The following is a 24314-nucleotide window of genomic DNA, read 5'->3' on the forward strand; positions in this document are numbered from 1 at the left end:
TTCGTTGTTACTTGACCACTTTAAGACTGGGCCTGCCGCTGGGGCGTGGCGGCTCGGGACCGTCGCCGTCGGGCTCCGGACCTTCCTCGTCATCATCCACCGGCGGCTCCAGCTCGAAGACCATGCCCTGGCCGTTTTCCCGGGCATAGATCGCCAGCATGGCGGCCGAGGGGATATACAGGCTGTGGGCTACACCCCCGAAGCGCCCCTCGAAGCTGACCGCCTCGTTGTCCATGTGCAGATTGCGCACGGCGCTGGGCGAGACGTTGAGCACGATCTGGCCGTCGCTGGCATAGCCTGCCGGCACGCTCACGCCCGGAAACTCGGCGTTGACCAGCAGGTGCGGGGTGCAATCGTTGTCGACGATCCACTCGTAAAGGGCGCGTACCAGATAGGGACGACTGGAGTTCATCTCGGTCTCCTCGGCTCAGCGCATGTCGCGCTCGACGGTGGACAGGCTGGCCTGGAAGGCCTCGCTGGCGAACACCCTGTCCATGTAATCCAGCAGCGGCTTGGCCGGACGCGGCAGCTCGATGCCCAGCTTCGGCAGGCGCCAGAGGATCGGCAGCAGGCAGCAGTCCACCAGGCTCAGTTCGTCGCTGAGGAAGAATGGCTTGTCGGCGAACAGCGGCGACACGCCGGTCAGGCTCTCGCGCAACTCCTTGCGTGCGACGGCACGCTCGGCCTCCTTGGTGCGCGAATCGAGGATCTGATCGACCAGCTTGCACCAGTCGCGCTGGATGCGGTGCATCAGCAGGCGGCTCTTGGCGCGGTCCACCGGATACACCGGCAACAGCGGCGGATGGGGGTAGCGCTCGTCGAGATACTCCATCACCACGGTGGATTCGTACAGGGCCAGGTCGCGATCGACCAGGGTCGGCACGCCGCCATAGGGATTGGCCTCGGCCAGCTTGGGCGGGCAGCGCCCGGCCTGAACATCGATGATCTCGGCGCTGACGCCTTTCACGGCCAGCACCAGTCGCACACGATGGCAATAGTGATCGGCAGGGTCGGAATAGCAGGCCAGCTTATTGGTCGCGGCCATGGCGCCCCTCCTGGGTTTTCGATATGGCAGAAACAGAAAGACGCACGCGCCCTTGAGGGGCGCGTGCGTCTACAGCGGTAACGCGATGTATCAGTGGACGTCCTTCCAGTATTCGCGCTTCAGCAGATAGGCGAACACGAAGAAGAAGGCCAGGTACAGCAGCACGTAGGTACCGATGCGCTGGCTTTCCAGCTTGACCGGGTTGGCCGAGTAGGCGAGGAAGGTCACCAGGTTGTGTACCTTCTCGTCGAACTCCGCCTCGGTCAGCGTGCCGGTCTTCGGCATGATGGTCAGCTGATCACAGGCTTCGTGGGTGATCGGCGCGCCGGTCAGCGGGTCGTACTGCTTCTTGCCGTTCTCGACCACCTGAACCTGCTTGCAACCAACGACCTGGCGACCCTGCAGGCCGACCAGCACGTTGGGCATGCCCACGTTCGGGAACACCTTGTTGTTGGAGCCCAGCGGACGGGTCGGGTCCTCGTAGAAGGTGCGCAGGTAGGTATACAGCCAGTCGGTGCCACGCACGCGGGCGACCAGGGTCAGGTCGGGCGGAGCGGCACCGAACCAGGACTTGGCATCTTCCGGCTTCATGCCGATCTTCATGTGGTCGCCGATCTTGGCACCGGTGAACACCAGGTTCTCCAGCATCAGCTCGTGCGGGATGCCGATGTCGTCGGCCACGCGCTCGTAACGTTGGAACTTGGCGCCGTGGCAACCCATGCAGTAGTTGGCGAAAGTGCGCGCACCATCCTGCAGGGCGGCCTTGTCGGTCAGGTCGATGTCGACCTTGTCCAGCTCGACGCCATGGCCACCGGCAGCGAAGGTGAAGGCCGGCAGAGCGGTCAGTACAAATGCAGCAAATAGCTTCTTCATCAGCCAGTCACCCTTTCCGGAACCGGTTTAGTCTTCTCCATCCGGGTGTAGAACGGCATCAGGATGAAGTAGGCGAAATACAGCGCGGTGCAGATCTGCGACAGCAGGGTACGACCCGGAGTCGGCGCCAGCACGCCCAGCACGCCAAGGATCACGAAGGAGATGCAGAACACCACCAGCCAGATCTTGCTCATCCAGCCCTTGTAGCGCATGGACCTGACCGGGCTACGGTCGAGCCACGGCAGGACGAACAGAATGGCGATGGCGGCGCCCATGGCGATCACACCCAGCAGCTTGTCCGGCACGGCGCGTAGGATGGCGTAGAAGGGGGTGAAGTACCACACCGGGGCGATGTGCTCGGGGGTCTTGAACGGGTTGGCCTGCTCGAAGTTCGGCTTCTCGAGGAAGTAGCCGCCCATCTCCGGGAAGAAGAACACCACGGCGCAGAAGACGAACAGGAAGACCACGACACCGACGATGTCCTTCACGGTGTAGTACGGGTGGAAGGCGATGCCGTCCAGCGGTACGCCGTTCTCGTCCTTGTGCTTCTTGATGTCCACGCCGTCCGGGTTGTTCGAGCCGACTTCGTGCAGCGCCAGAATGTGCAGCACGACCAGGCCGAGCAGGACGATCGGCAGGGCGATCACGTGCAGGGCGAAGAAGCGGTTCAGGGTGATGCCGGAGATCAGGTAGTCACCGCGGATCCACTGGGTCAGGTCGTCGCCGATCAACGGGATAGCACCGAACAGCGAGATGATCACCTGGGCGCCCCAGTAGGACATCTGGCCCCACGGCAGCAGGTAGCCCATGAAGGCTTCGGCCATCAGGCACAGGTAGATCAGCATGCCGAAGATCCACACCAGCTCGCGCGGCTTCTGGTAGGAGCCGTAGAGCAGACCGCGGAACATGTGCAGGTAGACCACCACGAAGAACGCGGAAGCACCGGTGGAGTGCAGGTAGCGGATGATCCAGCCGAACTCCACGTCGCGCATGATGTACTCGACGGAAGCGAAGGCTTCCTCGGCGGACGGAGTGAAGCTCATGGTCAGCCAGATGCCGGTGAGGATCTGGTTGACCAGCACCAGCAGGGCCAGCGAGCCGAAGAAATAGAAGAAGTTGAAGTTCTTCGGAGCGTAGTACTTGCTCAGATGGTCTTCCCACATCTGGGTCGCGGGGAAGCGCGCATCGATCCAGGCCATGAATTTTTCCATCATGCTTTCTCCTGGTCCACGCCGACGATGATGACGTCATCGGACTCGTAGGAATGCGGCGGAACCGGCAGGTTCAGCGGCGCGGGCTGGGCCTTGTAGACACGACCCGCCATGTCGTAACGGGAGCCGTGGCACGGGCAGAAATAGCCACCGACCCACTCCGGACCGAGGTCGGCCGGGGCCACTTCGGGACGGAAGGACGGCGAGCAGCCCAGGTGTGTGCACAGGCCGACCAGCACCAGGATTTCCGGCTTGATCGCGCGCGTCTTCTTGTCTACGTACTCCGGCTGCACGGAAGCGGCGGATTCCGGATCGGCGACGCTGCCTTCGATCTTGGTCAGGTTGGCCAGGATCTCTTCGGTGCGGCGCACGATGAAGACCGGCTGACCACGCCATTCGGCAATCATCTGCTGGCCGGGCTCGACCTTGGCGATATTCACTTTCACCGGTGCGCCGGCCGCCTTGGCCTTGGCACTGGGGAACCATGACCCCACGAACGGAGTCGCAGCCCCCACCGCTCCGGCAGCACCAACCACCGAAGTGGCCGCTACCAGGAAGCGACGCCGGCCTGCATTCACGCCGTCATTGCTCATTCAGTCGTCTCCCATCAGCTTTGTGGCCTGTTGTCAGGCCTCTACTAAGTAATAAATCGGGCCGCACAAAAATTTGCCGAATGGTAAAGAAAACCCCCTTTTCTGACAAGGTAATTACCCGATACAAAATGGTCGCAGCCCTTGCAGATCGGGCCTTCCACCAATGCGACAGGTTGTCGCAGAGAAAATCGAAGGCAATAAAAAACGCCCAGCTCCGGCAGGAACTGGGCGTCTTTGAACGTAGCAGCGAATTAACGCTTGGAGTACTGCGGACGCTTACGCGCTTTGCGCAGACCCACTTTCTTACGCTCGACTTCGCGGGCGTCACGAGTGACGTAGCCGGCTTTACGCAGCGGGCTGCGCAGGCTCTCGTCGTACTCGATCAGAGCGCGGGTGATGCCGTGACGGATGGCACCAGCCTGACCGCTGACACCACCACCGAGAACGGTGACGTAGATGTCGAACTTCTCGGTGGTCTCGGTCAGCTCCAGCGGCTGACGCACGACCATGCGAGCGGTCTCGCGGCCGAAGAAGTTATCCAGGCTGCGGTTGTTGATGGAGATCTTGCCAGTGCCCGGGCGCAGGAATACGCGCGCGGTTGCGGTCTTGCGACGGCCAGTGCCGTAGTTTTGAGTCGCCGACATAGTGAACTATTCCGTTAAATCTTCAGTTCTTGGGGCTGCTGAGCGGCGTGCGGGTGGTTGGCACCCTTGTACACCTTCAGCTTGCGATACATGTCGCGACCCAGCGGGTTCTTCGGCAGCATGCCCTTGACCGCGGTCTCGATCACGCGCTCGGGGGCCTTGGCGATCAGCTTCTCGAAGCTGATTTCCTTGATGCCACCCGGGAAGCCGGAGTGCGAGTAGTACATCTTGTCGCTGGTCTTGGCGCCGGTGACACGCACCTGCTCGGCGTTGATAACGACGATGTAGTCGCCGGTGTCAACGTGCGGGGTGTATTCCGGCTTGTGCTTGCCGCGCAGACGGCTGGCGATTTCGGTAGCCAGACGACCCAGGGTCTGGCCGGCAGCGTCGACGACGTACCAGTCGCGCTTAACGGTTTCCGGTTTTGCAGTAAAAGTCTTCATTCGCTATAGCCTCAGGGGCCGCCCTGAAAATAAGACGGCGGATCTTACTGAATGGTGCTCGCTTTGACAAGGTCAAGGCAGCCGGAAACAGACGCTGTCGGGGGCTCGGGTCAGCGCGTCCGCTACGGCGGGGGTTTCGGTGGGCTAGGCATCCCCACCTTCTTTCCCAGCAGGCTAGGCATCCCCGCCGAGAAAGCCGCGGAATTATGCCGATTGCGGCGAAAAACGCAACCTGCTTTATCATGCCCCGCTCAGTCAGCACGAGGAGCGAACATGGAATACCGTCAACTGGGGCGCAGCGACATCAGCGTCAGCGCCCTCTGCCTGGGCAGCATGACCTGGGGCGAGCAGAACAGCGAGGCCGAGGGTTTCGCCCAGATCGACCGTGCTCGCGCCGCCGGCATCAACTTCCTCGACACCGCCGAGATGTACCCGGTACCGCCGCGCGCCGAGACCTATGGCGCCACCGAGCGTATCGTCGGCAACTATTTCAAGGCCCGCGGCAACCGCGCCGACTGGATCCTGGCAAGCAAGGTCGCCGGCCCCGGCAACGGCATCAGCCACATCCGCGACGGCCAGCTGAAGCACAACCGCCAGCACATCGTCGCGGCGCTGGACGAGAGCCTGAAGCGCCTGCAGACCGACTGGATCGACCTCTACCAGCTGCACTGGCCGGAGCGCAGCACCAACTTCTTCGGCCAGCTCGGCTACCGTCACCAGGAAAAGGACTTCACCCCGCTGCAGGAGACCCTCGAGGCCCTCGGCGAGCAGGTCAAGGCCGGCAAAATCCGCCACATCGGCCTGTCCAACGAGACGGCCTGGGGCACCATGAAATTCCTGCAGCTGGCCGACAGCTTGGGCCTGCCGCGTGCGGTATCGATCCAGAACCCCTACAACCTGCTCAACCGCAGTTTCGAGGTGGGCTTGGCCGAGGTGGTGATGCGCGAACAGTGCGGCCTGCTGGCGTACTCGCCGCTGGCCTTCGGCATGCTCTCCGGCAAATACGAGAACGGCGCCCGCCCGGCCAACGCTCGCATCACCCTGTTCAGCCGCTTCTCGCGCTACACCAACCCGCAATCCCTGGCGGCCTGCGACCGCTACGTGCGCCTGGCGCGCGAGCACGGCCTGGACCCGGCGCAGATGGCCCTGGCCTTCGTCACCCGCCAGCCCTTCGTCACCAGCAACATCATTGGCGCCACTAGCCTGGAGCAGTTGGACAGCAACCTCGCCAGCCTGGAGCTGGAGATGAGCGAGGAACTGCTGGCCGCGATTGAGGCCATCCACCGCGAGCAGCCCAACCCCGCACCCTGAGGCTCAGCCGAACAGATCCGGCGCGCTCATGAGCGCCGGCATCTCGCCGCGCCGCGACGCCAGCCGATCCGCCAGCCGGGTCGGTTCGGGCAGGCGATAACCGCGACAGCACGCCAGCACCAGCTCGACGGCGCTGGCCAGACTCACCCGGTGCCCGGGCGAGACGACCAGCGGCTTGACCCTGTCCTTGCTGCGTAGCATCCAGCCGACCTGTTCGCCGGCATGCACCAGCGGCACGCGTGCGCCCTTGGTCGGCGCCAGCTCCTCGTGCTTGCCGACGAGGATCTTCTTGGCCACGCCGATGGTCGGCAGGCCGGTCACCACGCCCAGGTGCGCGGCAATGCCGAGCCGACGCGGGTGGGCGATGCCCAGGCCGTCGCAGTAGATCAGATCGGGCGCGTGTGGCAATTCACGCAGCGCCTGGAGCACCGCCGGCAGCTCACGAAAGGACAGCAGTCCCGGGACATACGGCATGCTGGTGGGGATGCGCGCCACGCTGTGGGCCACGGGCTGCAGGCTGTTCGCGTCGAGCAGCACGGCGGCGGCCAGGGTGATGGTGCCCTGCTCTTCGAAACCGACGTCGACCCCGGCGATCAGGCGCGGCGTGACGAAGTCATCGCGCAACACCACCCGCTGGGCCAGCGTGCTCTGCAGCACACGCGCCTGTTGCGCAGTGCCGTCCCAGTCGGTGAAAGGCGAAGTGGACATCGCGGGCTCCGGTCCGGACTCAGGACCGGTAGACCGGCGAAGCAGGAGGCGGGTTCGCCCGCGGCGACCGCAGGCGAACCGGGCGGGCTCACAGCGCCCGCGAGATGATTTCCTTCATGATCTCGTTGGTGCCGGCGTAGATGCGCTGCACCCGCGAGTCGGCCCAGGCGCGGGCGATCGGATACTCCCACATGTAGCCGTAGCCGCCGTGCAGCTGCACGCACTCGTCGATCACCTTGCACTGCAGGTCGGTGCCCCAGTACTTGAGCATCGCCGCGGTCGGCACATCGAGTTTCCTGTTCAGGTGCAGCTCCAGGCAGCGGTCGACGAAGACGCGACCGACCTGGATCTCGGTGGCCATCTCGGCCAGCTTGAAACGGGTGTTCTGGAAGTCCGCCACCGGACGGCCAAAGGCCTTGCGGTCGCGGGTGTAGTCCAGGGTCCACTGCAGCGCCGCCTCGGCCGAGGCGATCGCGCCGACGCCCACGGTCAGGCGCTCCTGTGGCAGCTCCTGCATCAGGTAGACGAAGCCCAGGCCTTCCTTGCCGAGCAGGTTGGCCTTGGGAATGCGCACGTCCTGGAAGAACAGCTCGGAAGTGTCCTGAGCCTTCATGCCGACCTTCTCCAGACGCTTGCCCTTGGAGAAGCCCGGGGTGTCGGCCTCCACCAGGAACAGGCTGATGCCCTTGGCGCCGGCCTTCGGGTCGGTCTTGGCCACGACGATCACCAGGTCGGCCAGCCAGCCGTTGGTGATGAAGGTCTTCGAGCCGTTGATCACGTACTCGTCGCCATCCAGCACGGCGGTGGTCTTCACGCCCTGCAGGTCGGAGCCGGTGCCCGGTTCGGTCATGGCGATGGCGGTGACCATCTCGCCGCTCACCAGCTTGGGCAGGTAGTGCAGCTTCTGCTCCTCCGAGCCGTAGTGGAGGATGTAGGGCGCGACGATGTCCGAGTGCAGCGAGAAGCCGACGCCGGACAGGCCCAGGCGCGACTGCTCCTCGATGACCACGGCGCTGTAGAGGAAGTCGGCGCCCATGCCGCCGTACTCCTCGGGCAGGTGCGAACAGAGCATGCCGGCCTCGCCGGCCTTGTTCCACAGGGCGCGGTCGATGTGACCGTCCTTCTCCCACTGGGCATGGAAGGGCACCGCCTCCTGCTCGAAGAACTTGCGCACGGACTCGCGGAACAGCTCGTGCTCGGAGCTGAACAGGGTTCTTGGAATCATTGTTACACCTGCTTCTGAGTGATCGTTGGGTGGCCCCACTCTAGGTCAGCGCCCGCGCCATCGACACTGGACACTTGCGACAAAAAATAAGACGATCCAGCCAGACGATGACCGTTTAACCACATAAGAACAATAGACATGTCGCCCACACGCATCGCCCTGCTCGCCACCGATGGCGTCTTCGCCGCCACCCTGATGCAGGCCCGGGACTTCTTTCACATGGCCGGGCTGCGCCATGGCAAGCAACAGGGACTGGGCACGGCTTCGGCCTTCCAGATCCGCGTGGTCAGCCCGGATGGCCAGGCGGTGACCAGCTTCAGCGAGGCGGTGATCCCGGTGGACGGCCGCCTGGGCGAGGCCGAGGTGATCATCCTGCCGGCCTTCTGGGGCGACTTCGACGTACTCTGCCAGCGCTGCCCCGAAGTGTTGCCCTGGCTGCGCGAGCGGCATGCCGCCGGCAGCGCCATCTGCGGCGAGGCCACCGGGGTGTTCTGGATGGCCCAGGCCGGCCTGCTCGACGGCAAGGAGGCGACTACCTACTGGCGCTTTTTCCGCGAATTCGCCGAGCGCTTTCCCCAGGTCCTGCTGAACCAGGACAAGCACCTGTCGGATGCCGACAACCTGTACTGCGCCGGCGGCGTCACCTCGGCCTGCGATCTCTATATCTACCTGATCGAGCGCTACTGCGGCGCCGGCATCGCCCAGGGCGTGGCCCGCGACATCCTCTACGAGACCCAGCGGAGCTACAGCCCGGGCCGCATCGGTTTCGGCGGCCAGAAACTGCACCAGGACGTGGCCATCCTCCAGGTGCAGCAGTGGCTGGAGGAACACTTCGCCGAGAAATTCCGTATCGAGGACGTGGCGCGCCAGCACGGCATGAGCATCCGCAACTTTATGCGGAGATTCCAAAGCGCAACCGGCGACAAGCCGCTGCACTACCTGCAGCGTTTGCGCATCGAGACGGCCAAGGGTCTGCTGTCGGCCACCCGCAAGAGCATCAAGACCATCAGCTACGAAGTGGGCTACGACGACGCCAGCTTCTTCGCCCGCCTGTTCCGCCAGCACGCCGGGCTGTCGCCGAACCAGTACCGCCGCCAGTTCCAGCACAAGGAAAGCGCCTGACCGCAGGTCGCCCGATCACAAACCGCCTAAACGCAAAAAGGGCTGCCCGTGGGCAGCCCTTTTTCTTTCCAGCCTCAGCCGGTCAGGGCCGGTGCGGGCGCGACAGGAACTCGTGCGACTGCATCTCCAGCAGGCGGCTCAGGGTGCGCTGGAACTCGAAGTTCAGGCGACCGCCGCTGTACAGGTCCTTCAGCTCCACCTCGGCGGAGATGATCAGCTTGACGTTGCGGTCGTAGAACTCGTCCACCAGGTTGATGAAGCGCCGCGCCATGTCGTCCTTGGCCACGCTCATCTGCTCGACGTTGGCCAGGATCACCGCATGGAACAGCTTGCCCAGCTCGATGTAGTCGTTCTGGCTGCGGGGGCCGTCGCACAGTTCGCGGAACTCGAACCAGGCCACGTCTTCGCAGACCCGCACCGCGTTGATCGTGCGGTTCTCGATGGTCAGCGCCTCGTTCTCCACCATGTGCTGGCAGTCCGGCAACAGGCTGCGGAAGCTCTTCTGCAGGCTCTCCTCGGCCGCCGGGCCCAGTGGGAAGTGGAACAGCTCGGCCTGCTCCAGCGCGCGCAGGCGGTAGTCCACGCCGCTGTCGACGTTGACGATCTCGGTGTGCTCCTTGAGCAGGGCGATCGCCGGCAGGAAGCGCGCACGCTGCAGACCGTCCTTGTACAGGCCGTCCGGCACGATGTTGGAGGTGGCCACCAGGCTCACACCGTTCTTGAACAGCTCTTCCAGCAGGGTGGCGAGGATCATGGCGTCGGTGATGTCGCTGACGAAGAACTCGTCGAAGCAGATCACCCGCGCCTCGTCGGCGAAGCGCTTGCCGATGATGGTCAGCGGGTTCTTCTCGCCCTTGAGGGTCTTCATCTCCTCGTGGACGCGCTTCATGAAGCGGTGGAAGTGGGTGCGCATCTTCTGTTCGAAGGGCAGCGCGTCGAAGAAGGTGTCGACCAGATAGGTCTTGCCACGGCCGACACCGCCCCAGAAGTAGAGGCCTCTGACCGGGGCCTGGCGCTTCTTGCCGAACAATTTGCCGAGCAGGCCGGAGGACGACTGCGACTCGCTGACGAGATCGTCGTAGAGCCGCTGCAGGTGGCGCACGGCATTTTCCTGCGCGGCGTCGTAAAAGAAGTCCGGCCGCTTCAGATCGGCCTGATAGCGCTCAAGAGGGGTCATTCTGGGAACTTCGGTAACAAAAACGGGGCGGTCACTTTAGCGACGGCCCCGTTGCTTGGCAATCACGCCGTGCGCGTCATTCCTGCGGGGCGAGCGCCTCGCGCAGGCGGGCAATGGCGACATCCAGAGCGGCGGCGTCGGCAAAGGCCGGACTATTGCCGACCGATTCGCCATCCAGCCACACGGAGAAGGCCTGGCCCTCGGCGCGCACATCCAGCGTCTCGCCGGACTGCAGGCGCTTGCTGGCCTGGCCGGCGGCCTTGCCGTCGGCAAAGGATTTCGACAGCAGCAGCTGCTCGCCGGCGGCGTCCAACAGGCGGAAGCGGAAGCTGCCGTCGTCGTCGCGGAAGCTGACGAAGCGCGCGCTCTTGGCCGCCTTTTTCTTCTCGCCGGAGGCGCTCTGCACCTGCTCGCGGAAAGAGCGCAGGCCCACGGCCTCGCGCAGCTCGCCGAGGAACGGCGTGGCGATCTTGCGCGCCTTAGCCGCGCCAGCCAGGAGGATATCTTCCAGGTCGGCCGGCTTGGCGATCAGCGCGTTGTAACGCTCGCGGGCCTCGCCCAGTTCGTTTTCCAGCAGTTGGTACAGCCGATTCTTCGCCTCGCCCCAGGCCAGGCCGCCTTCCAGCTCGGCACGGAACTCCGCCTGCTGGGCTTGGGTGGCAAAGGCCTGGTACAGGGTGAACAGGTGCGAGCCGTCGGCGTCCTTCGGCTCGCCCGGCAGTTTGGAGTCGGTGACGATGCGCGCGATCGCCTCCTTCAGCTGCTTGGCACTGCCGAACAGCGGGATGGTGTTGTCGTAGCTCTTGCTCATCTTGCGGCCGTCGAGGCCAGGCAGGGTTGCCACTTCTTCCTCGATCACCGCTTCGGGCAGGGTGAATAGCTCCTTGCCTGCACCGAAGAGGTGGTTGAAGCGCTGACCGATATCGCGCGCCATCTCCACGTGCTGGATCTGGTCGCGGCCGACCGGCACCTTGTGCGCGTTGAACATCAGGATGTCCGCCGCCATCAGCACCGGGTAGCTGAACAGGCCCATGGTCACGCCGGCGTCCGGGTCTTCGCCCTGCTCGACGTTCTTGTCCACCGAGGCCTTGTAGGCATGCGCGCGGTTGAGCAGGCCCTTGCCGGCGACGCAGGTGAGCAGCCAGCACAGTTCGGGAATCTCGGGGATGTCGGACTGGCGGTAGAAGGTCGCCTTGTCGGTATCCAGCCCCAGCGCCAGCCAGGTGGCGGCGATCTCCAGGCGAGAACGCTGGATACGCGCCGGGTCGTCGCACTTGATCAGCGCGTGGTAGTCGGCGAGGAAATAGAAGGAATCGGCGTCGGCGGCGCGGCTGGCGACGATGGCCGGGCGGATCGCACCGGCGTAATTGCCCAGGTGCGGGGTGCCGGTGGTGGTGATACCGGTGAGGATACGGGTGGTCATCTGGCTGTTCGCTTCAACTTATTGGAGACGGGGCTGGACCAGCTCTTTCAGCTCGGGCAGCTTGCCGTGAAAAAAGTGGCCGCATTCTGCCACCTTCAGCAGTTCGTGGGCACGGGATAGCGCGGCGGACCAGGCGTAGACCGACTCGGGCTCCACCACCTCGTCCTGCTCAGGCTGCACCACCACCAGTTCGCCCCCCTGCGGCAGGTGCTCGGGCGCCAGCAGGCGATGCACCGCCGGCGCGACCATGAACAGCCTGGGAATGGCGACACCTTGATCCTCCAGGCGCCCGCCCAGGGCTGCGGCGACGAAGCCGCCGAAGGAGAAGCCGAGCAGGCTCAGCGGCAACTGGGGGTACTTTTCGCGCAACCAGTGCGCCACCGTCTCGGCGTCGTCCACCTCGCCCGTGCCCATGTCGTGGCTGCCGGCGCTGGCGCCGACGCCGCGGTAGTTGAAGCGCAGGGTGTGGTAGCCCATGTCGCGCACCGCACGCTGTAGGGTGGAGACCACCTTGTTGAGCATGGTGCCGCCCCGCACAGGGTTGGGATGGCAGATCAGGGCGACGCCGCGGGCGTCCGGCACTTCACACAGCAGGGCCTCGAGCGGGCCGCACGGGCCGTCGATGGAGAGGGGATTTTCGCGGATCAACAGCAGGAACTCCGTGACCCGGGGCAGGGTCGACACGTCTTGGTTAGGCACATCGCACAACAGGCTAAGCCGCGGTATACAGCGCCGGCGAGAGCCGCTACCGTAAAACAAAGCCGCTTTCAGAGGAAGGACTCGTGGAACAATCGCTCACCCCCTGGCTGCTGCCCGCCCTCGCGTTGCTGGTCGGCGTCGCCATCGGCTTCCTGGCGGCGCGCCTGCTACCCAACGCAGCCCCCAACCGCACCCAGCGCCAGCTGGACGAAATGCAGCAGCGCTTCGACAGCTACCAGAGCGAAGTGGTGACCCACTTCAACACCACCGCCAGCCTGGTGAAGAAGCTGACCCAGAGCTACCAGGACGTGCAGGAGCATCTGTCCCAGGGCGCCAACCGCCTGGCCGCCGACGAACTGACCCGCCAGCGCCTGCTCGCCGCACTTCATACCGAAGACGGCAAGGCCCCGCGCGAACGCCTGACTCCGCCGAGGAGCAACGAGGCGCCCAAGGACTACGCGCCGAAGGAGCCGGACTCCCCCGGCACCCTGGACGAGACCTTCGGCCTCAAGCGCTGATTAGCGCCCGAACGAGAAGCCCCGCCGATGCGGGGCTTTTTCTTGGCCGGGATTTATGTGCCGTCTGACGGAGACACACTCAACGCAGGGGGCGCCGCATGTATTGGCGAAAACCGGACCGCGTTTGAGCCCTAAAACGAGTACGCCTGCACCGAGCGGTTTCGTGCGCGTTCAGATTCTGACGCAGCACGCGAAGCCATGAGCAAAACGCCTTGGTGCGCACGGCGCGCCCTACGCGTGGAAGAGTGCGGCGTGCGGGCCTGCGGAAAAGAAAAAGCCCCGCATCAGGCGGGGCTTTCCGTGAGCGCTCCGATCAGATCGCGCCGCGGGCACGCAGCAGATCGAGCACCTGCTTGACGCCCTCCTCCACCGGCACAGACTGGGTGTCGATCACCAGATCGGCGTTCAGCGGTACGTCGTAGGGGAAGGACTCGCCCGGGATGTTGTCGCCACCGGCGGCATACAGGCCCTGGGGATCGCGCTCGCGGCAGGCCGCCGGCGAAGCCTGGACATACACGGTGATCAGGCGATCGGCACCGATCAGCGCCTTGGCCTGCTCGCGGCCCTCGGCATCCGGGGCGACGAAGGCGGCAAGGGTCAGCAGGCCTGCCTCGTTGAACTGACGGGCAACGTGGGCGGCGCGGCGCCAGTTCTCGGTACGACCGGCGCGGTCCTGCGGCAGGCCCTTGTTCAGGTCGTGGCGCAGGTTTTGGCCATCCAGCACGTACACGGCACGGCCCATGTCGAACAGCTTGCGCTCCACGGCATAGGCCAGGGTGCTCTTGCCGGCGCCGGACAGGCCGCTGAACAGCACGGTGGCAGGCTGCTGACCGAAGCGCGCGGCGCGCTCGTCGCTGCTGACGTGGCCGACGGTGTCGCGATGACCACCACCCGACTGCGGCGCGGCGATGATCATGCCGGCGCCGACGGTGCCATTGGTCAGGCGGTCGATGACGATGAAGGCGCCGGTGGTGCGGTTCTGCCCGTAGCCGTCGAGGGCGATGGGTGCGTCGAGGGCAACCTTGACCCTGGCGATCTCGTTCAGCTGCAGGCTGCTGGCGGCGGCCTCTTCCAGGGTGTTGACGTCGACCTTGTGGACGATGCTCGGGATCGAGCCCGGCACGTAGCTGGTGGCGCGCTTGATGTCGTACTTCTTGCCCGGGAGCATCGGCTCCTCGGCCATCCACACCAGCATCGCCTCGAAGCCGTCGGTGACCTGCGGGCGGTTGTCGGCATGCACCAGCATGTCGCCGCGGGAAACGTCGATCTCGTCTTCCAGGGTCAGGGTGATGGCCTGGCCCGGGCCGGCCTGCTCCAGCTCGCCCTCGAAGGTGACGATGGACTTGACCTTGCTGCCCTTGCCGGACGGCAGTGCCAGCACCGCATCACCCTTGCGCACCACGCCGCTGGCCAGGGTGCCGGCGAAGCCGCGGAAGTTCAGGTTCGGGCGGTTGACGTACTGCACCGGGAAGCGCATGTCGTCGAGGTTGCGGTCGGCGGCGATCTCGACGGTCTCGAGAATCTCCATCAGCGACTGGCCGGTATACCAGGGCGAGCGCTCGGACTTGTTGACCACGTTGTCGCCCTTCAGCGCCGACATGGGCACGAAGTGCAGCGAGCTGGCGTTCAGCTTGATCTTCTCGGCGAAGGCCAGGTAGTCGGCCTTGATCTGCTCGAACACGCCCTGGTCGAAGTCCTTGAGGTCCATCTTGTTGATGGCGACGACGATGTGCTTGATGCCCAGCAGCGAGGCGATGAAGCTGTGGCGCTTGGTCTGGGTCTGCACGCCGTAGCGGGCGTCGATCAGGATGATGGCCAGGTCGCAGGTGGACGCACCGGTGGCCATGTTGCGGGTGTACTGCTCGTGGCCGGGGGTGTCGGCGATGATGAACTTGCGCTTGGCGGTCGAGAAGTAGCGGTAGGCCACGTCGATGGTGATGCCCTGCTCGCGCTCGGCCTGCAGGCCGTCCACCAGCAACGCCAGGTCGACGTCGTCACCGGTGGTGCCGACCTTCTTGGAGTCCTTGGTGATGGCCTCCAGGTGGTCTTCGTAGATCATCTTGGAGTCGTGCAGCAGGCGCCCGATCAGGGTGCTCTTGCCGTCGTCGACGTTGCCGCAGGTGAGGAAGCGCAGCAGTTCCTTGCGCTCGTGCTGGGCCAGGTAGGCGAGGATGTCCTCGCTGATCAGATCGGATTGATGCGACATGGTGCGAGAACCTTAGAAGTAGCCCTGACGTTTCTTTTCTTCCATCGAACCGGCCTGGTCGTGGTCGATGACCCGACCCTGGCGTTCGCTGGTCTTGGTCAGGAGCATTTCCTGGATGATTTCCGGCAGCGTGGTCGCGGTGGACTCCACCGCGCCGGTCAGCGGGTAGCAGCCGAGGGTACGGAAGCGCACCATCTTCTTGGTGATGCTGGCCTTCTGCTCGGGGGTCAGGTGCTCGAGGATGCGCTCGTCGTCGATCATGATCAGCGCGCCGTTCATTTCGATCACTTCGCGCTCGGCGGCGAAGTACAGCGGCACGATCGGGATCTGCTCCAGGTAGATGTACTGCCAGATGTCCAGCTCGGTCCAGTTGGACAGCGGGAACACGCGGATCGACTCGCCCTTCTTGACCTTGCCGTTGTACACGTTCCACAGCTCGGGGCGCTGGTTCTTCGGGTCCCAGCGGTGCTTGCTGTCGCGGAAGGAGTAGACGCGCTCCTTGGCGCGGGACTTCTCCTCGTCGCGACGGGCCCCGCCGAAGGCGGCGTCGAAACCGTACTTGTCCAGCGCCTGCTTGAGGCCCTCGGTCTTCATCACGTCGGTGTGCTTGGCACTGCCGTAGGTGAAGGGATTCATGTCCTGCGCCACGCCATCGGGGTTGATGTGGGTGAGCAGGTCCAGGCCGTACTCGCCGACCATCTTCTCGCGGAAGCGGTACATGTCCTGGAACTTCCAGCGGGTGTCGACATGCAGCACCGGGAACGGCAGCTTGCCGGGGAAGAAGGCCTTGCGGGCGAGGTGCAGCATCACCGCGGAATCTTTGCCGATGGAGTACAGCATCACCGGGTTGTCGAACTCGGCGGCCACCTCACGAATGATGTGGATGCTTTCTGCCTCGAGCTGTTTCAGGTGCGTCAGTTTGTCGAGCATGGCTTATCACAGGTCAGGTGTGGACGGCCGGCGGGCCGTGGACGAGCGCGCACTCTAGCACAGCACCTCCTTCTATTGAGGCGCCCGGTTAGAACGAAACGATCTAGTTTTATGCCCGAAAATCAGTGCCGTTCGGGCCGATTCACCTACTCCGATTCGCCGTACCGGCGGCGGTGGCCTCGCCAAAACGCACCAGCCCGTCTCGGCTCTACCACCGCGTCAAACCGGGTTCGGGCAATCGATGAACAGGTGCTCAACGGCGAAGCGCCGCGCCAGGTAATCGCCCAGCGCCTGCACGCCATAGCGCTCGGTGGCGTGATGGCCGGCGGCGATGAAGCTCACGCCATTCTCGCGCGCACTGTGGAAGGTCTGCTCGGAGGCCTCGCCGGTGAGGAACAGGTCCACCCCGGCGGCGATGGCAGTGTCGATGTAACCCTGGCCGCCGCCGGTGCACCAGCCGACCTTGCGCACCATGCCCTGCCCCTCCACCAGCAGCGGCTCGCGGCCCAGCACCTCCTGCACGCGGCGGGCGAAATCGCGCGCGCTCACGGGCTCGGCCAGCGAGCCGAGCAGGCCGACCACTTTGGGGTTGTTCGGGTCGAGCGGGCCTTCCACGGTGATGTCGAGCTGGCGCGCCAGCTGGACGTTGTTGCCCACCTCCGGGTGCACGTCCAGCGGCAGATGGTAGGCCAGCAGGCTGATGTCGTTGCCCAGCAGGGTCTGCAGGCGGCGGCGCTTCATGCCGGTGATGCGGGCGTCCTCGCCCTTCCAGAAATAGCCGTGATGCACCAGCACCACGTCGGCCTCGGCCTCTACCGCGGCATCGAGCAGCGCCTGGCTGGCAGTCACGCCGCTGACGATGCGCCGCACCTGCGGCCGTCCCTCGACCTGCAGACCGTTGGGGCAGTAGTCGGAGATGCGCGCGGCACTGAGAAAACGGTCGGCTTCATCCACCAGGGTGGTCAGGGCGATGGCCATGAAAAATCCTCGTCAAGCTGTTGCCGGCGCTGCCCTTCGGGACGGCGACGCCTCTATAATGCCGCCACCTTAAGGGCCGACTCCGGCCCCCGCAACCTCAGGATTTCTCTGCAATGCTCAAGGCCCTGCGCTTTCTCGGCTGGCCCCTGGTCGTCGGTCTTTTGCTGGCACTGCTGCTGATCCAGCGCTATCCCCAGTGGGTCGGCCTGCCCGGCAACGAGGTGCACCTGCAGCAGGCGCCGCGCTACGGCATCGCCCAGGAAGGCCCGGTGTCCTACGCCGACGCCGTGAGCCGCGCCGCGCCGGCGGTGGCCAACCTGTACACCACCAAAGTGGCGAGCAAGTCCGGCCACCCGCTACTGGAAGACCCGGTGTTCCGCCGCTTCTTCGGCGACAACCTGCCCAAGCAGCGGCGCATGGAATCGAGCCTGGGGTCGGCGGTTATCATGAGCCGCGAGGGCTACCTGCTGACCAACAATCACGTGGTCAGCGACGCCGACCAGATCGTGGTGGCGCTCAAGGACGGCCGCGAGACCCTGGCCCGGCTGATCGGCAGCGACCCGGAGACCGATCTCGCGGTGCTCAAGATCGACCTGGAGAACCTGCCGGCGATCACCCTCGGCCGCTCCGACCAGATCCAGATCGGCGACGTCACCCTGGCCATCGGCAACCCTTTCGGCGTCGGCCAGACGGTGACCATGGGCATCATCAGCGCCACCGGCCGCAACCAGCTGGGCCTGAACACCTACGAGGACTTCATCCAGACCGACGCGGCGATCAACCCGGGCAATTCCGGCGGTGCGCTGGTGGACGCCCACGGCAACCTGATCGGTATCAACACGGCGATCTTCTCCAAGTCCGGTGGCTCGCAGGGCATCGGCTTCGCCATTCCGGTCAAGCTGGCCCGCGAGGTGATGAAGGCGATCATCGAGCGCGGCCAGGTGATTCGCGGCTGGCTGGGCATCGAGGTGCAGCCGCTGACCCCGGAGCTGGCCGAGTCCTTCGGCCTGCAGGGTCGTGCCGGCATCCTGGTCGCCGGCCTGTACCGCGGCGGTCCGGCGCAGAAGGCCGGGCTGCAGCCGGGCGACCTGATCCTCAGGATCGGCGACGAGGCGGCGGTGGACGGCCGCCGCTCGATGAACCAGGTGGCACGCGCCCAGCCGGGCGACCAGCTAACGATCGAAGTGCTGCGCAACGGCAAGGTCATGAAGCTGACCGCCGAGATCGGCGTACGCCCGCCGGTCGAGGTGAAGCCACAGCCTCAGCAGCCATGAAAAAAGGCGCCCCGCGGGGCGCCTTTTTCGTTTCGGCTCAGAGAACCTGGCCGAGTGCGTCGAGCAACGCCTGGTTCTGTTCCGGGTTGCCGATGGTGATGCGCAGGAACTGGGCGATGCGCGCCTGCTTGAAGTGCCGCACGATCACCCCGTGCTCGCGCAGGGCCGCGGCCAGCTCGCCGGCATCCTTCTGCGGGTGGCGGGCAAAGACGAAGTTGGCCGCCGAGGGCAGCACCTCGAAGCCCCGGCCCTCGAGCTCTGCGACCAGTTGCTCGCGGCTGTCGATGACCTTCTGGCAGGTCTCGCGGAAGTACACCTCGTCCTCGAACGCCGCCGCCGCACCGACGATGGCCATGCGGTCCAGCGGATAGGAGTTGAAGCTGTTCTTGACCCGCTCCAGCGCCTCGATCAGGTCCGGATGACCGACCGCGATGCCGACCCGCAGACCGGCCAGCGAGCGCGACTTCGACAGGGTCTGGGTCACCAGCAGGTTCGGATAGCGGTCGACCAGCTTGATCGCCGTCTCGCCACCGAAGTCGATGTAGGCCTCGTCCACCACCACCACGCTGTCCGGGCTGCCCTGCAGCAGGCGTTCGACGGCCTCCAGCGGCAACAGGCAGCCGGTCGGCGCGTTGGGGTTGGGGAAGATGATCCCGCCGTTGGGCCGCGCGTAGTCTTCCACGCGGATCTGGAACTGCTCGTCCAGCGCCAGAGCCTCGTAGGGCACGCCGTACAGACCGCAGTAGACCGGATAGAAGCTGTAGGTGACGTCCGGGAACAGCAGCGCACTGCCGTGCTGGAACAGCCCGTGGAAGGCGTGCGCCAGCACCTCGTCGGAGCCGTTGCCGACGAACACCTGGGCAGTGCTCACGTCGTAGTAGGCGGCCACCGCCTGCTTGAGGCGATCGCTGTTCGGGTCCGGGTACAGGCGCAGATTGTCGCCCAGCTCGGCCTGCATGGCCGCAACCGCCTTGGGCGACGGACCGTAGGGGTTCTCGTTGGTGTTGAGCTTGACCAGCTTGGCCAGCTTGGGTTGCTCACCCGGCACGTAGGGCACCAGGTCCTTGACGAAGGGGCTCCAGAATTTGCTCATCTGCCCTTCTCTCCTCGAATTCATTCAGTTTGCGTAGGGTGGAAAACCGCGAAGCGTTTTCCACCGGACAAAACGGTGGACACGCAAAGCGTTGCCCACCCTACAAAGCAGCCATCAGGGCTTGATGCGGTACTCGGCGCTGCGCGCATGCGCGGTCAGCGACTCGCCACGGGCCAGCACGGAGGCGACCTTGCCCAGCTCGGACGCACCCTCGGCCGAGCAGTGGATGATCGACGAGCGCTTCTGGAAGTCATACACGCCCAGCGGCGAGGAGAAGCGCGCGGTGCCGGAGGTCGGCAGCACGTGGTTCGGTCCCGCGCAGTAGTCGCCCAGCGCCTCCGCGGTGTAGCGGCCCATGAAGATGGCACCGGCATGGCGGATCTGCGGCAGGTACTGCTCGGGGTTCTCCACCGACAGCTCCAGGTGTTCCGGCGCGATGCGGTTGGCCACCTCGATGGCCTGGGCCATGTCGGCGACCTGAATCAGCGCGCCGCGGCCCTCGATGGAGGTGCGGGCGATGCTCTCGCGCTCCAGGGTCGGCAGCAGCTTGGCGATGCTCTCGGCCACGCGATCGAGGAAGGCGGCATCCGGGCTGACCAGGATGGCCTGGGCGTCCTCGTCGTGCTCGGCCTGGGAGAACAGGTCCATGGCGATCCAGTCCGGGTCGGTCTGGCCATCGCAGACCACGAGGATCTCCGACGGGCCGGCGATCATGTCGATGCCGACCTTGCCGAACACGTGGCGCTTGGCCGTGGCGACATAGATGTTGCCCGGGCCGACGATCTTGTCCACCGGCGGCACGCTCTCGGTGCCGTAGGCCAGCGCGGCCACGGCCTGGGCACCACCGATGGTGAACACGCGGTCGACCCCGGCCACGCAGGCCGCGGCGAGGACGATCTCGTTGATCTCACCACGCGGGGTCGGCACCACCATGACCACTTCCGGCACGCCGGCGACCTTGGCCGGGATGGCGTTCATCAGTACCGAGGACGGGTAAGAGGCCTTACCGCCCGGCACGTATAGGCCGGCGCGATCCAGAGGGGTGACCTTCTGCCCCAGCACCGTGCCGTCGGCCTCGGTGTAGGTCCAGGAATCCTGCTTCTGCCGCTCGTGGTACAGACGCACGCGTTCCGCGGCCTTCTCCAGCGCCGCGCGCTGCTCGGCGCTGATGCGGGTCAGGGCCAGCTCCAGGCGCTCGCGCGGCAGGATCAGCTCGGCCATGGACTGCGCCTCGACGCCGTCGAAGCGCTGGGTGTACTCGACCACGGCGGCGTCGCCACGCGCACGCACGGCGTCGATGATCTCCAGCACGCGATGATTGACCGCATCGTCCGAAACGCTTTCCCAGCTCAGCAGATGATCCAGGTGTCGAGCGAAATCCTGGTCAGCGGCATTGAGTCGGCGGATGGCAACGGAAGCGGTCATAGCGGGCCTCTTGATTGGCTATTGCTCAGGCGCCCGTAGAGTACCAGCCGCTCCGCGCGGGCACCTGAGAATTCTGGCTATGACACGGATAGGCGCGTGCGGCGCAGGGCCGCACTGGAGGTATCAGCTTTGGTGTCGCGCCTCGACGGCGCCACGCAGGGTCTCGATCAGCGCCTGGATGCGGCCATGCTGCATCTTCATCGAGGCCTTGTTGACGATCAGTCGCGAGCTGATGTGGGCGATCAGCTCCTGGGGCTCCAGGCCGTTGGCACGCAGCGTGTTGCCGGTGTCGACCACGTCGATGATCTTGTCGGCCAGACCCACCAGCGGGGCTAGCTCCATCGAGCCGTACAGTTTGATCACGTCGACCTGACGCCCCTGCTCGGCGTAGTAACGCTTGGCGACATTGACGAACTTGGTGGCGACGCGCAGGCGGCCTTTCGGCTCCGGCGCGCCGACCTTGCCGGCGGTCATTAGCTTGCAGTTGGCGATCTGCAGGTCGAGCGGCTCGTACAGGCCCTGGCCGCCGTACTCCATCAGCACGTCCTTGCCGGCCACGCCGAGGTCGGCGGCGCCGTGCTCGACGTAGGTCGGCACGTCGGTGGCGCGCACGATCAGCAGCTGCACGTCATCCTGAGTAGTCGGGATGATCAGTTTGCGGCTCTTTTCCGGATTCTCGGTCGGCTCGATACCTGCCGCGGCGAGCAGCGGCAGGGTGTCGTCGAGGATGCGGCCCTTGGACAGCGCGATGGTCAGCATGAAACGCCCTTACTAGCCCGGCACGCGGCGGATCTTGGCGCCGAGCAACTGCAGTTTTTCCTCGATGCACTCGTAACCACGGTCGATGTGGTAGATGCGGTCGATCAGGGTCTCGCCCTCGGCCACCAGCGCGGCGATCACCAGGCTGGCGGAGGCACGCAGGTCGGTTGCCATGACCGGAGCGCCCTTGAGCGCCGGCACGCCGGTGACGATGGCGGTGTTGCCCTCGACCAGGATCTGAGCGCCCATGCGGTTCATCTCGTAGACGTGCATGAAGCGGTTCTCGAACACCGTCTCGATCACGGTGCCGGTGCCCTCGGCGATGGCGTTGAGAGAGATGAACTGGGCCTGCATGTCGGTCGGGAACGCCGGGTACGGTGCGGTGCGGACGTTGACGGCCTTCGGACGCTTGCCCTTCATGTCCAGCTCGATCCAGTCCTTGCCGATGTTGATCTCGGCGCCAGCTTCCTGCAGCTTGGCCAGCACGGCCTCGAGGATGGTCGGATCGGTGTCCTTCAACTTCACACGGCCACCGGTGGCGGCGGCGGCCACCAGGTAGGTGCCGGTCTCGATACGGTCGGGCATCACGCTGTAGCGACCACCACCGAGGCGCTCGACTCCCTCGATAACGATGGTGTCGGTGCCGGCGCCGCTGATCTTGGCGCCCATGGCGTTGAGGAAGTTGGCCAGATCGACCACCTCCGGCTCGCGCGCGGCGTTTTCCAGCACGGTGCGACCCTTGGCCAGGGACGCGGCCATCATGATGTTCTCGGTACCGGTCACGCTGACGATATCGAAGAAGAAGTGCGCGCCACGCAGGCCGCCCGCCGGGGCCTTGGCCTTGATGTAGCCACCCTCCACCAGGATCTCGGCGCCCATGGCTTCGAGGCCGCGGATGTGCAGGTCGACCGGGCGCGAGCCGATGGCGCAGCCACCGGGCAGGGCCACTTCGGCCTCGCCGAAGCGCGCGACCATCGGGCCGAGCACCAGGATCGAGGCGCGCATGGTCTTCACCAGCTCATAGGGCGCGACCAGGGTCTTGATGCTGCTGGCGTCGACTTCGACGGACAGTTTCTCGTCGATGATCGGCTGCACGCCCATGCGACCGAACAGCTCGATCATGGTGGTGATGTCGTGCAGGTGCGGCAGGTTGCACACGGTGACCGGGGTGTCGGCCAGCAGGGTGGCGGCGAGAATCGGCAGCGCGGAGTTCTTCGCGCCGGAAATGCGGATTTCGCCGTCGAGGCGGATACCGCCGGTGATGATCAGTTTGTCCATTCGAATCTCGGGCTCACGAACGCTCGGCCCAGGCGGCCTGGCTGAAGAATTTCATGGTCACGGCGTGGATGGCACCACTGGCGATCCACTCGTTGAGGTGGGCGTAAATCTGTTGCTGGCGCTTGACCGGGCTGAGGGCGGCCAGCTCGTCGCTGATCAGGTTCAGCTGAAAGTTGCAGCCCTCGCCCTCTACCTCGACGCGGGTGTTGGGCAGCTTGGCCTCCAGGAGGTTCTTAACTTCTACGGCCTGCATGCTCAAACCTCGATCGGCACAAAAGAATTCATGGGCGGGCCAGGGCTCGCGGGTCGGCAATCATACAAAAAAGCCCCCCGCCTGCGAAGCCCGGCAGACGGAGGGCCTTGACGCGATCAGGACCCGAGCGACCTCGAGCCGTGAATCCGGGCGAGAAGCCGCCTGCGTGCGGAACTCAGGCCGGCAGGCCGAGCAGCTCGTGCAGGCCGGAAACCCGGGCGATGCCCTGCATGTCTTCCGGCAGTGCACGTACCGCGACCGACTTGCCGGCGGCCCGGGCATCGCGCATGAATGCCAGCAGCAGCGACAGACCGACGCTGCTGGACTTCTCCACGCCCGCACAGTCCAGCACCAGCGCAGACGCGGCGCTGGCGCGGATCAGCTCGCCACCCTGCTCGCGCAGCGACGGCCCGCTGCGATAGTCGAGCACGCCGCCGAGCAGCAATTCGCCCTCCGCACCTTGGCGGATGGAGGCGTTGCTCATTGACCGCCTGCCTTCTGGCCGTCGGCGCTTTCCTTGGCCTTGGCCACCACCGCACCCCAGCCATCGATGGTCTTGTCCAGATCGTCGCCATTGCGCTGCATGGTATCGGCGAACTGATCGCGGAACAGCTTGCCGACGTTGATACCGTTGATGATCACGTTGCGCAGCTTCCACTGACCGTCGATCCGCACCATGGTGTAGGACACGGGATAGAGGGTGCCCTTGCTGTCCTTGACCTCCATGCCGACGCTGGCGCGGTCGTCGCCATCGGCCTTGGCCGGCAGCACGCGGATGTCCTGGTTGTCGTACTCGAGTAGGGCGTTGCCATAGAACTGCATCAGGCCGCGCTTGAAGTTCTCCTCGAAGCGCTTGATCTGCGCGTCGCTGGCCTTGCGCGAGTATTTGACGGTCATGATGCTGCGCGAAATGCCTTCGCTGTCCACCACCGGGCCTAGGATGCGCTCCAGCGTGTCGTAGAACGCCTCAGGATTCTGCTTGTAGGTGGCGCGGTTGGCCTCCAGGTCGGCGAGCAACTCGTCGGTGGTCTTCTTCACCACGTCGTGGGCGCTCGGGGCGGCCATGGCCGCCAGCGGCAGGCAGGCCAGCAGAATCAGCAGTCCGCGGCGCAGGGAGTTGGCGATG

Annotated in this window: 26 protein-coding genes; 4 read left to right on the forward strand and 22 right to left on the reverse strand. The window is 65.2% G+C overall.

Going from position 1 to position 24314, the window contains the following annotated elements:
* Window positions 1–7: 7 nt before the first annotated feature.
* From NF616_RS17380 to rplM, 7 genes are all read right to left on the reverse strand, one after another.
* Entirely contained in the window at window positions 8–412 is a 405-nt protein-coding gene (locus NF616_RS17380; protein WP_252274645.1) for a ClpXP protease specificity-enhancing factor, read from the reverse strand.
* 15 nt (window positions 413–427) lie between these two features.
* Window positions 428–1045, reverse strand: a complete 618-nt coding sequence (locus tag NF616_RS17385; RefSeq protein ID WP_252274647.1) for a glutathione S-transferase N-terminal domain-containing protein — start codon at window positions 1043–1045, stop codon at window positions 428–430.
* A 90-nt stretch (window positions 1046–1135) separates the two neighbouring features.
* The gene (locus NF616_RS17390; protein WP_252274649.1) at window positions 1136–1918 is read right to left on the reverse strand and encodes a cytochrome c1; all 783 of its coding nucleotides are present in this window, start codon (window positions 1916–1918) and stop codon (window positions 1136–1138) included.
* Entirely contained in the window at window positions 1918–3129 is a 1212-nt protein-coding gene (locus NF616_RS17395; protein ID WP_252275058.1) for a cytochrome b, read from the reverse strand. Before NF616_RS17395 ends, NF616_RS17390 begins: the two co-directional genes overlap by 1 nt.
* Window positions 3129–3722 (reverse strand): ubiquinol-cytochrome c reductase iron-sulfur subunit, encoded by a 594-nt coding sequence (gene petA, locus NF616_RS17400; protein ID WP_252274652.1) that lies wholly within the window; start codon window positions 3720–3722, stop codon window positions 3129–3131. Before petA ends, NF616_RS17395 begins: the two co-directional genes overlap by 1 nt.
* Window positions 3723–3973: 251 nt before the next feature.
* Complete coding sequence (rpsI, locus tag NF616_RS17405) at window positions 3974–4366, reverse strand: 30S ribosomal protein S9 (protein ID WP_021701334.1); 393 nt, start codon at window positions 4364–4366, stop codon at window positions 3974–3976.
* A 14-nt stretch (window positions 4367–4380) separates the two neighbouring features.
* Complete coding sequence (gene rplM, locus NF616_RS17410; RefSeq protein ID WP_043309119.1) at window positions 4381–4809, reverse strand: 50S ribosomal protein L13; 429 nt, start codon at window positions 4807–4809, stop codon at window positions 4381–4383.
* A gap of 273 nt (window positions 4810–5082) precedes the next feature.
* Between rplM and NF616_RS17415 the strand changes: the two genes are divergently transcribed.
* Window positions 5083–6120 (forward strand): NADP(H)-dependent aldo-keto reductase, encoded by a 1038-nt coding sequence (locus tag NF616_RS17415; protein ID WP_252274653.1) that lies wholly within the window; start codon window positions 5083–5085, stop codon window positions 6118–6120.
* Window positions 6121–6123: 3 nt separating this feature from the next.
* Here the strand turns inward: NF616_RS17415 and nfi are convergent, their stop codons facing one another.
* Window positions 6124–6828 (reverse strand): deoxyribonuclease V, encoded by a 705-nt coding sequence (gene nfi / locus NF616_RS17420; protein WP_252274655.1) that lies wholly within the window; start codon window positions 6826–6828, stop codon window positions 6124–6126.
* Between the two features lie 88 nt (window positions 6829–6916).
* A complete protein-coding gene (locus NF616_RS17425; RefSeq protein WP_252274657.1) occupies window positions 6917–8053 on the reverse strand; it encodes an acyl-CoA dehydrogenase family protein in 1137 nt (378 codons plus the stop codon).
* A 219-nt stretch (window positions 8054–8272) separates the two neighbouring features.
* On the opposite strand from NF616_RS17425, the gene NF616_RS17430 reads away from it, so the two are divergent.
* A complete protein-coding gene (locus tag NF616_RS17430; RefSeq protein ID WP_252275060.1) occupies window positions 8273–9175 on the forward strand; it encodes a GlxA family transcriptional regulator in 903 nt (300 codons plus the stop codon).
* Window positions 9176–9257: 82 nt separating this feature from the next.
* Here NF616_RS17430 and zapE read toward each other — a convergent pair whose 3' ends face one another.
* The 3 genes from zapE to NF616_RS17445 form a co-directional block, all read right to left on the reverse strand.
* Window positions 9258–10352, reverse strand: a complete 1095-nt coding sequence (gene zapE, locus NF616_RS17435) for a cell division protein ZapE (RefSeq protein ID WP_252274659.1) — start codon at window positions 10350–10352, stop codon at window positions 9258–9260.
* Window positions 10353–10428: 76 nt separating this feature from the next.
* Complete coding sequence (locus NF616_RS17440) at window positions 10429–11775, reverse strand: tryptophan--tRNA ligase (protein WP_252274660.1); 1347 nt, start codon at window positions 11773–11775, stop codon at window positions 10429–10431.
* 18 nt (window positions 11776–11793) lie between these two features.
* The gene (locus NF616_RS17445) at window positions 11794–12426 is read right to left on the reverse strand and encodes an alpha/beta hydrolase (protein ID WP_252275062.1); all 633 of its coding nucleotides are present in this window, start codon (window positions 12424–12426) and stop codon (window positions 11794–11796) included.
* 131 nt (window positions 12427–12557) lie between these two features.
* Here NF616_RS17445 and NF616_RS17450 point away from each other — a divergent pair, with 131 nt between their 5' ends.
* Window positions 12558–12992 carry a Z-ring associated ZapG family protein gene (locus NF616_RS17450; protein WP_252274662.1) on the forward strand — a complete coding sequence of 145 codons (435 nt, stop codon included), beginning with the start codon at window positions 12558–12560 and terminating at the stop codon, window positions 12990–12992.
* Window positions 12993–13305: 313 nt separating this feature from the next.
* On the opposite strand, the gene cysN is transcribed toward NF616_RS17450, so the two are convergent.
* The 3 genes from cysN to NF616_RS17465 form a co-directional block, all read right to left on the reverse strand.
* Window positions 13306–15198: a sulfate adenylyltransferase subunit CysN gene (gene cysN, locus NF616_RS17455; protein WP_252274664.1), complete on the reverse strand. Its 1893-nt coding sequence runs from the start codon at window positions 15196–15198 to the stop codon at window positions 13306–13308.
* Between the two features lie 12 nt (window positions 15199–15210).
* Window positions 15211–16128: a sulfate adenylyltransferase subunit CysD gene (cysD, locus tag NF616_RS17460; RefSeq protein ID WP_252274665.1), complete on the reverse strand. Its 918-nt coding sequence runs from the start codon at window positions 16126–16128 to the stop codon at window positions 15211–15213.
* 219 nt (window positions 16129–16347) lie between these two features.
* Window positions 16348–17106: a Nif3-like dinuclear metal center hexameric protein gene (locus NF616_RS17465; protein WP_252274667.1), complete on the reverse strand. Its 759-nt coding sequence runs from the start codon at window positions 17104–17106 to the stop codon at window positions 16348–16350.
* A 113-nt stretch (window positions 17107–17219) separates the two neighbouring features.
* Between NF616_RS17465 and algW the strand changes: the two genes are divergently transcribed.
* Complete coding sequence (algW, locus tag NF616_RS17470; RefSeq protein WP_252274668.1) at window positions 17220–18380, forward strand: Do family serine endopeptidase AlgW; 1161 nt, start codon at window positions 17220–17222, stop codon at window positions 18378–18380.
* Between the two features lie 37 nt (window positions 18381–18417).
* On the opposite strand, the gene hisC is transcribed toward algW, so the two are convergent.
* From hisC to NF616_RS17505, 7 genes are all read right to left on the reverse strand, one after another.
* Entirely contained in the window at window positions 18418–19473 is a 1056-nt protein-coding gene (gene hisC / locus NF616_RS17475; protein ID WP_252274670.1) for a histidinol-phosphate transaminase, read from the reverse strand.
* A gap of 114 nt (window positions 19474–19587) precedes the next feature.
* Window positions 19588–20898: a histidinol dehydrogenase gene (gene hisD / locus NF616_RS17480; RefSeq protein WP_252274672.1), complete on the reverse strand. Its 1311-nt coding sequence runs from the start codon at window positions 20896–20898 to the stop codon at window positions 19588–19590.
* Window positions 20899–21021: 123 nt separating this feature from the next.
* Window positions 21022–21657, reverse strand: a complete 636-nt coding sequence (gene hisG, locus NF616_RS17485; protein WP_043309132.1) for an ATP phosphoribosyltransferase — start codon at window positions 21655–21657, stop codon at window positions 21022–21024.
* 12 nt (window positions 21658–21669) lie between these two features.
* Window positions 21670–22935, reverse strand: coding sequence for a UDP-N-acetylglucosamine 1-carboxyvinyltransferase (murA, locus tag NF616_RS17490; RefSeq protein WP_252274673.1), 1266 nt, complete (start codon window positions 22933–22935; stop codon window positions 21670–21672).
* Between the two features lie 13 nt (window positions 22936–22948).
* On the reverse strand, window positions 22949–23188 hold the full coding sequence (locus tag NF616_RS17495; protein ID WP_137974937.1) for a BolA family protein: 240 nt from the start codon (window positions 23186–23188) through the stop codon (window positions 22949–22951).
* Between the two features lie 175 nt (window positions 23189–23363).
* Window positions 23364–23672 (reverse strand): STAS domain-containing protein, encoded by a 309-nt coding sequence (locus NF616_RS17500; RefSeq protein ID WP_252274675.1) that lies wholly within the window; start codon window positions 23670–23672, stop codon window positions 23364–23366.
* A complete protein-coding gene (locus NF616_RS17505; RefSeq protein ID WP_252275064.1) occupies window positions 23669–24313 on the reverse strand; it encodes an MlaC/ttg2D family ABC transporter substrate-binding protein in 645 nt (214 codons plus the stop codon). The genes NF616_RS17500 and NF616_RS17505 overlap by 4 nt, the downstream gene beginning before the upstream one ends.
* Window position 24314: the final 1 nt, after the last annotated feature.

The organism is Pseudomonas subflava, from assembly GCF_023823685.1.
Classification (GTDB): domain Bacteria; phylum Pseudomonadota; class Gammaproteobacteria; order Pseudomonadales; family Pseudomonadaceae; genus Aquipseudomonas; species Aquipseudomonas subflava.

Excerpts from the sequence above, each read along its gene's own strand:
- nfi (WP_252274655.1), bottom strand. The coding sequence starts at position 6,828 with ATGTCCACTTCGCCTTTCACCGACTGGGACGGCACTGCGCAACAGGCG.
- hisG (WP_043309132.1), bottom strand. The coding sequence starts at position 21,657 with ATGCTGACCATCGCGCTGTCCAAGGGCCGCATCCTCGACGACACCCTG.
- NF616_RS17500 (WP_252274675.1), bottom strand. The coding sequence starts at position 23,672 with ATGAGCAACGCCTCCATCCGCCAAGGTGCGGAGGGCGAATTGCTGCTC.
- NF616_RS17495 (WP_137974937.1), bottom strand. The coding sequence starts at position 23,188 with ATGCAGGCCGTAGAAGTTAAGAACCTCCTGGAGGCCAAGCTGCCCAAC.
- murA (WP_252274673.1), bottom strand. The coding sequence starts at position 22,935 with ATGGACAAACTGATCATCACCGGCGGTATCCGCCTCGACGGCGAAATC.
- rpsI (WP_021701334.1), bottom strand. The coding sequence starts at position 4,366 with ATGTCGGCGACTCAAAACTACGGCACTGGCCGTCGCAAGACCGCAACC.
- algW (WP_252274668.1), top strand. The coding sequence starts at position 17,220 with ATGCTCAAGGCCCTGCGCTTTCTCGGCTGGCCCCTGGTCGTCGGTCTT.
- zapE (WP_252274659.1), bottom strand. The coding sequence starts at position 10,352 with ATGACCCCTCTTGAGCGCTATCAGGCCGATCTGAAGCGGCCGGACTTC.
- NF616_RS17440 (WP_252274660.1), bottom strand. The coding sequence starts at position 11,775 with ATGACCACCCGTATCCTCACCGGTATCACCACCACCGGCACCCCGCAC.
- petA (WP_252274652.1), bottom strand. The coding sequence starts at position 3,722 with ATGAGCAATGACGGCGTGAATGCAGGCCGGCGTCGCTTCCTGGTAGCG.
- NF616_RS17465 (WP_252274667.1), bottom strand. The coding sequence starts at position 17,106 with ATGGCCATCGCCCTGACCACCCTGGTGGATGAAGCCGACCGTTTTCTC.
- hisD (WP_252274672.1), bottom strand. The coding sequence starts at position 20,898 with ATGACCGCTTCCGTTGCCATCCGCCGACTCAATGCCGCTGACCAGGAT.
- NF616_RS17390 (WP_252274649.1), bottom strand. The coding sequence starts at position 1,918 with ATGAAGAAGCTATTTGCTGCATTTGTACTGACCGCTCTGCCGGCCTTC.
- NF616_RS17380 (WP_252274645.1), bottom strand. The coding sequence starts at position 412 with ATGAACTCCAGTCGTCCCTATCTGGTACGCGCCCTTTACGAGTGGATC.
- cysD (WP_252274665.1), bottom strand. The coding sequence starts at position 16,128 with ATGCTCGACAAACTGACGCACCTGAAACAGCTCGAGGCAGAAAGCATC.
- NF616_RS17385 (WP_252274647.1), bottom strand. The coding sequence starts at position 1,045 with ATGGCCGCGACCAATAAGCTGGCCTGCTATTCCGACCCTGCCGATCAC.
- cysN (WP_252274664.1), bottom strand. The coding sequence starts at position 15,198 with ATGTCGCATCAATCCGATCTGATCAGCGAGGACATCCTCGCCTACCTG.
- NF616_RS17425 (WP_252274657.1), bottom strand. The coding sequence starts at position 8,053 with ATGATTCCAAGAACCCTGTTCAGCTCCGAGCACGAGCTGTTCCGCGAG.
- NF616_RS17395 (WP_252275058.1), bottom strand. The coding sequence starts at position 3,129 with ATGGAAAAATTCATGGCCTGGATCGATGCGCGCTTCCCCGCGACCCAG.
- NF616_RS17415 (WP_252274653.1), top strand. The coding sequence starts at position 5,083 with ATGGAATACCGTCAACTGGGGCGCAGCGACATCAGCGTCAGCGCCCTC.
- NF616_RS17430 (WP_252275060.1), top strand. The coding sequence starts at position 8,273 with ATGGCCGGGCTGCGCCATGGCAAGCAACAGGGACTGGGCACGGCTTCG.
- rplM (WP_043309119.1), bottom strand. The coding sequence starts at position 4,809 with ATGAAGACTTTTACTGCAAAACCGGAAACCGTTAAGCGCGACTGGTAC.
- hisC (WP_252274670.1), bottom strand. The coding sequence starts at position 19,473 with ATGAGCAAATTCTGGAGCCCCTTCGTCAAGGACCTGGTGCCCTACGTG.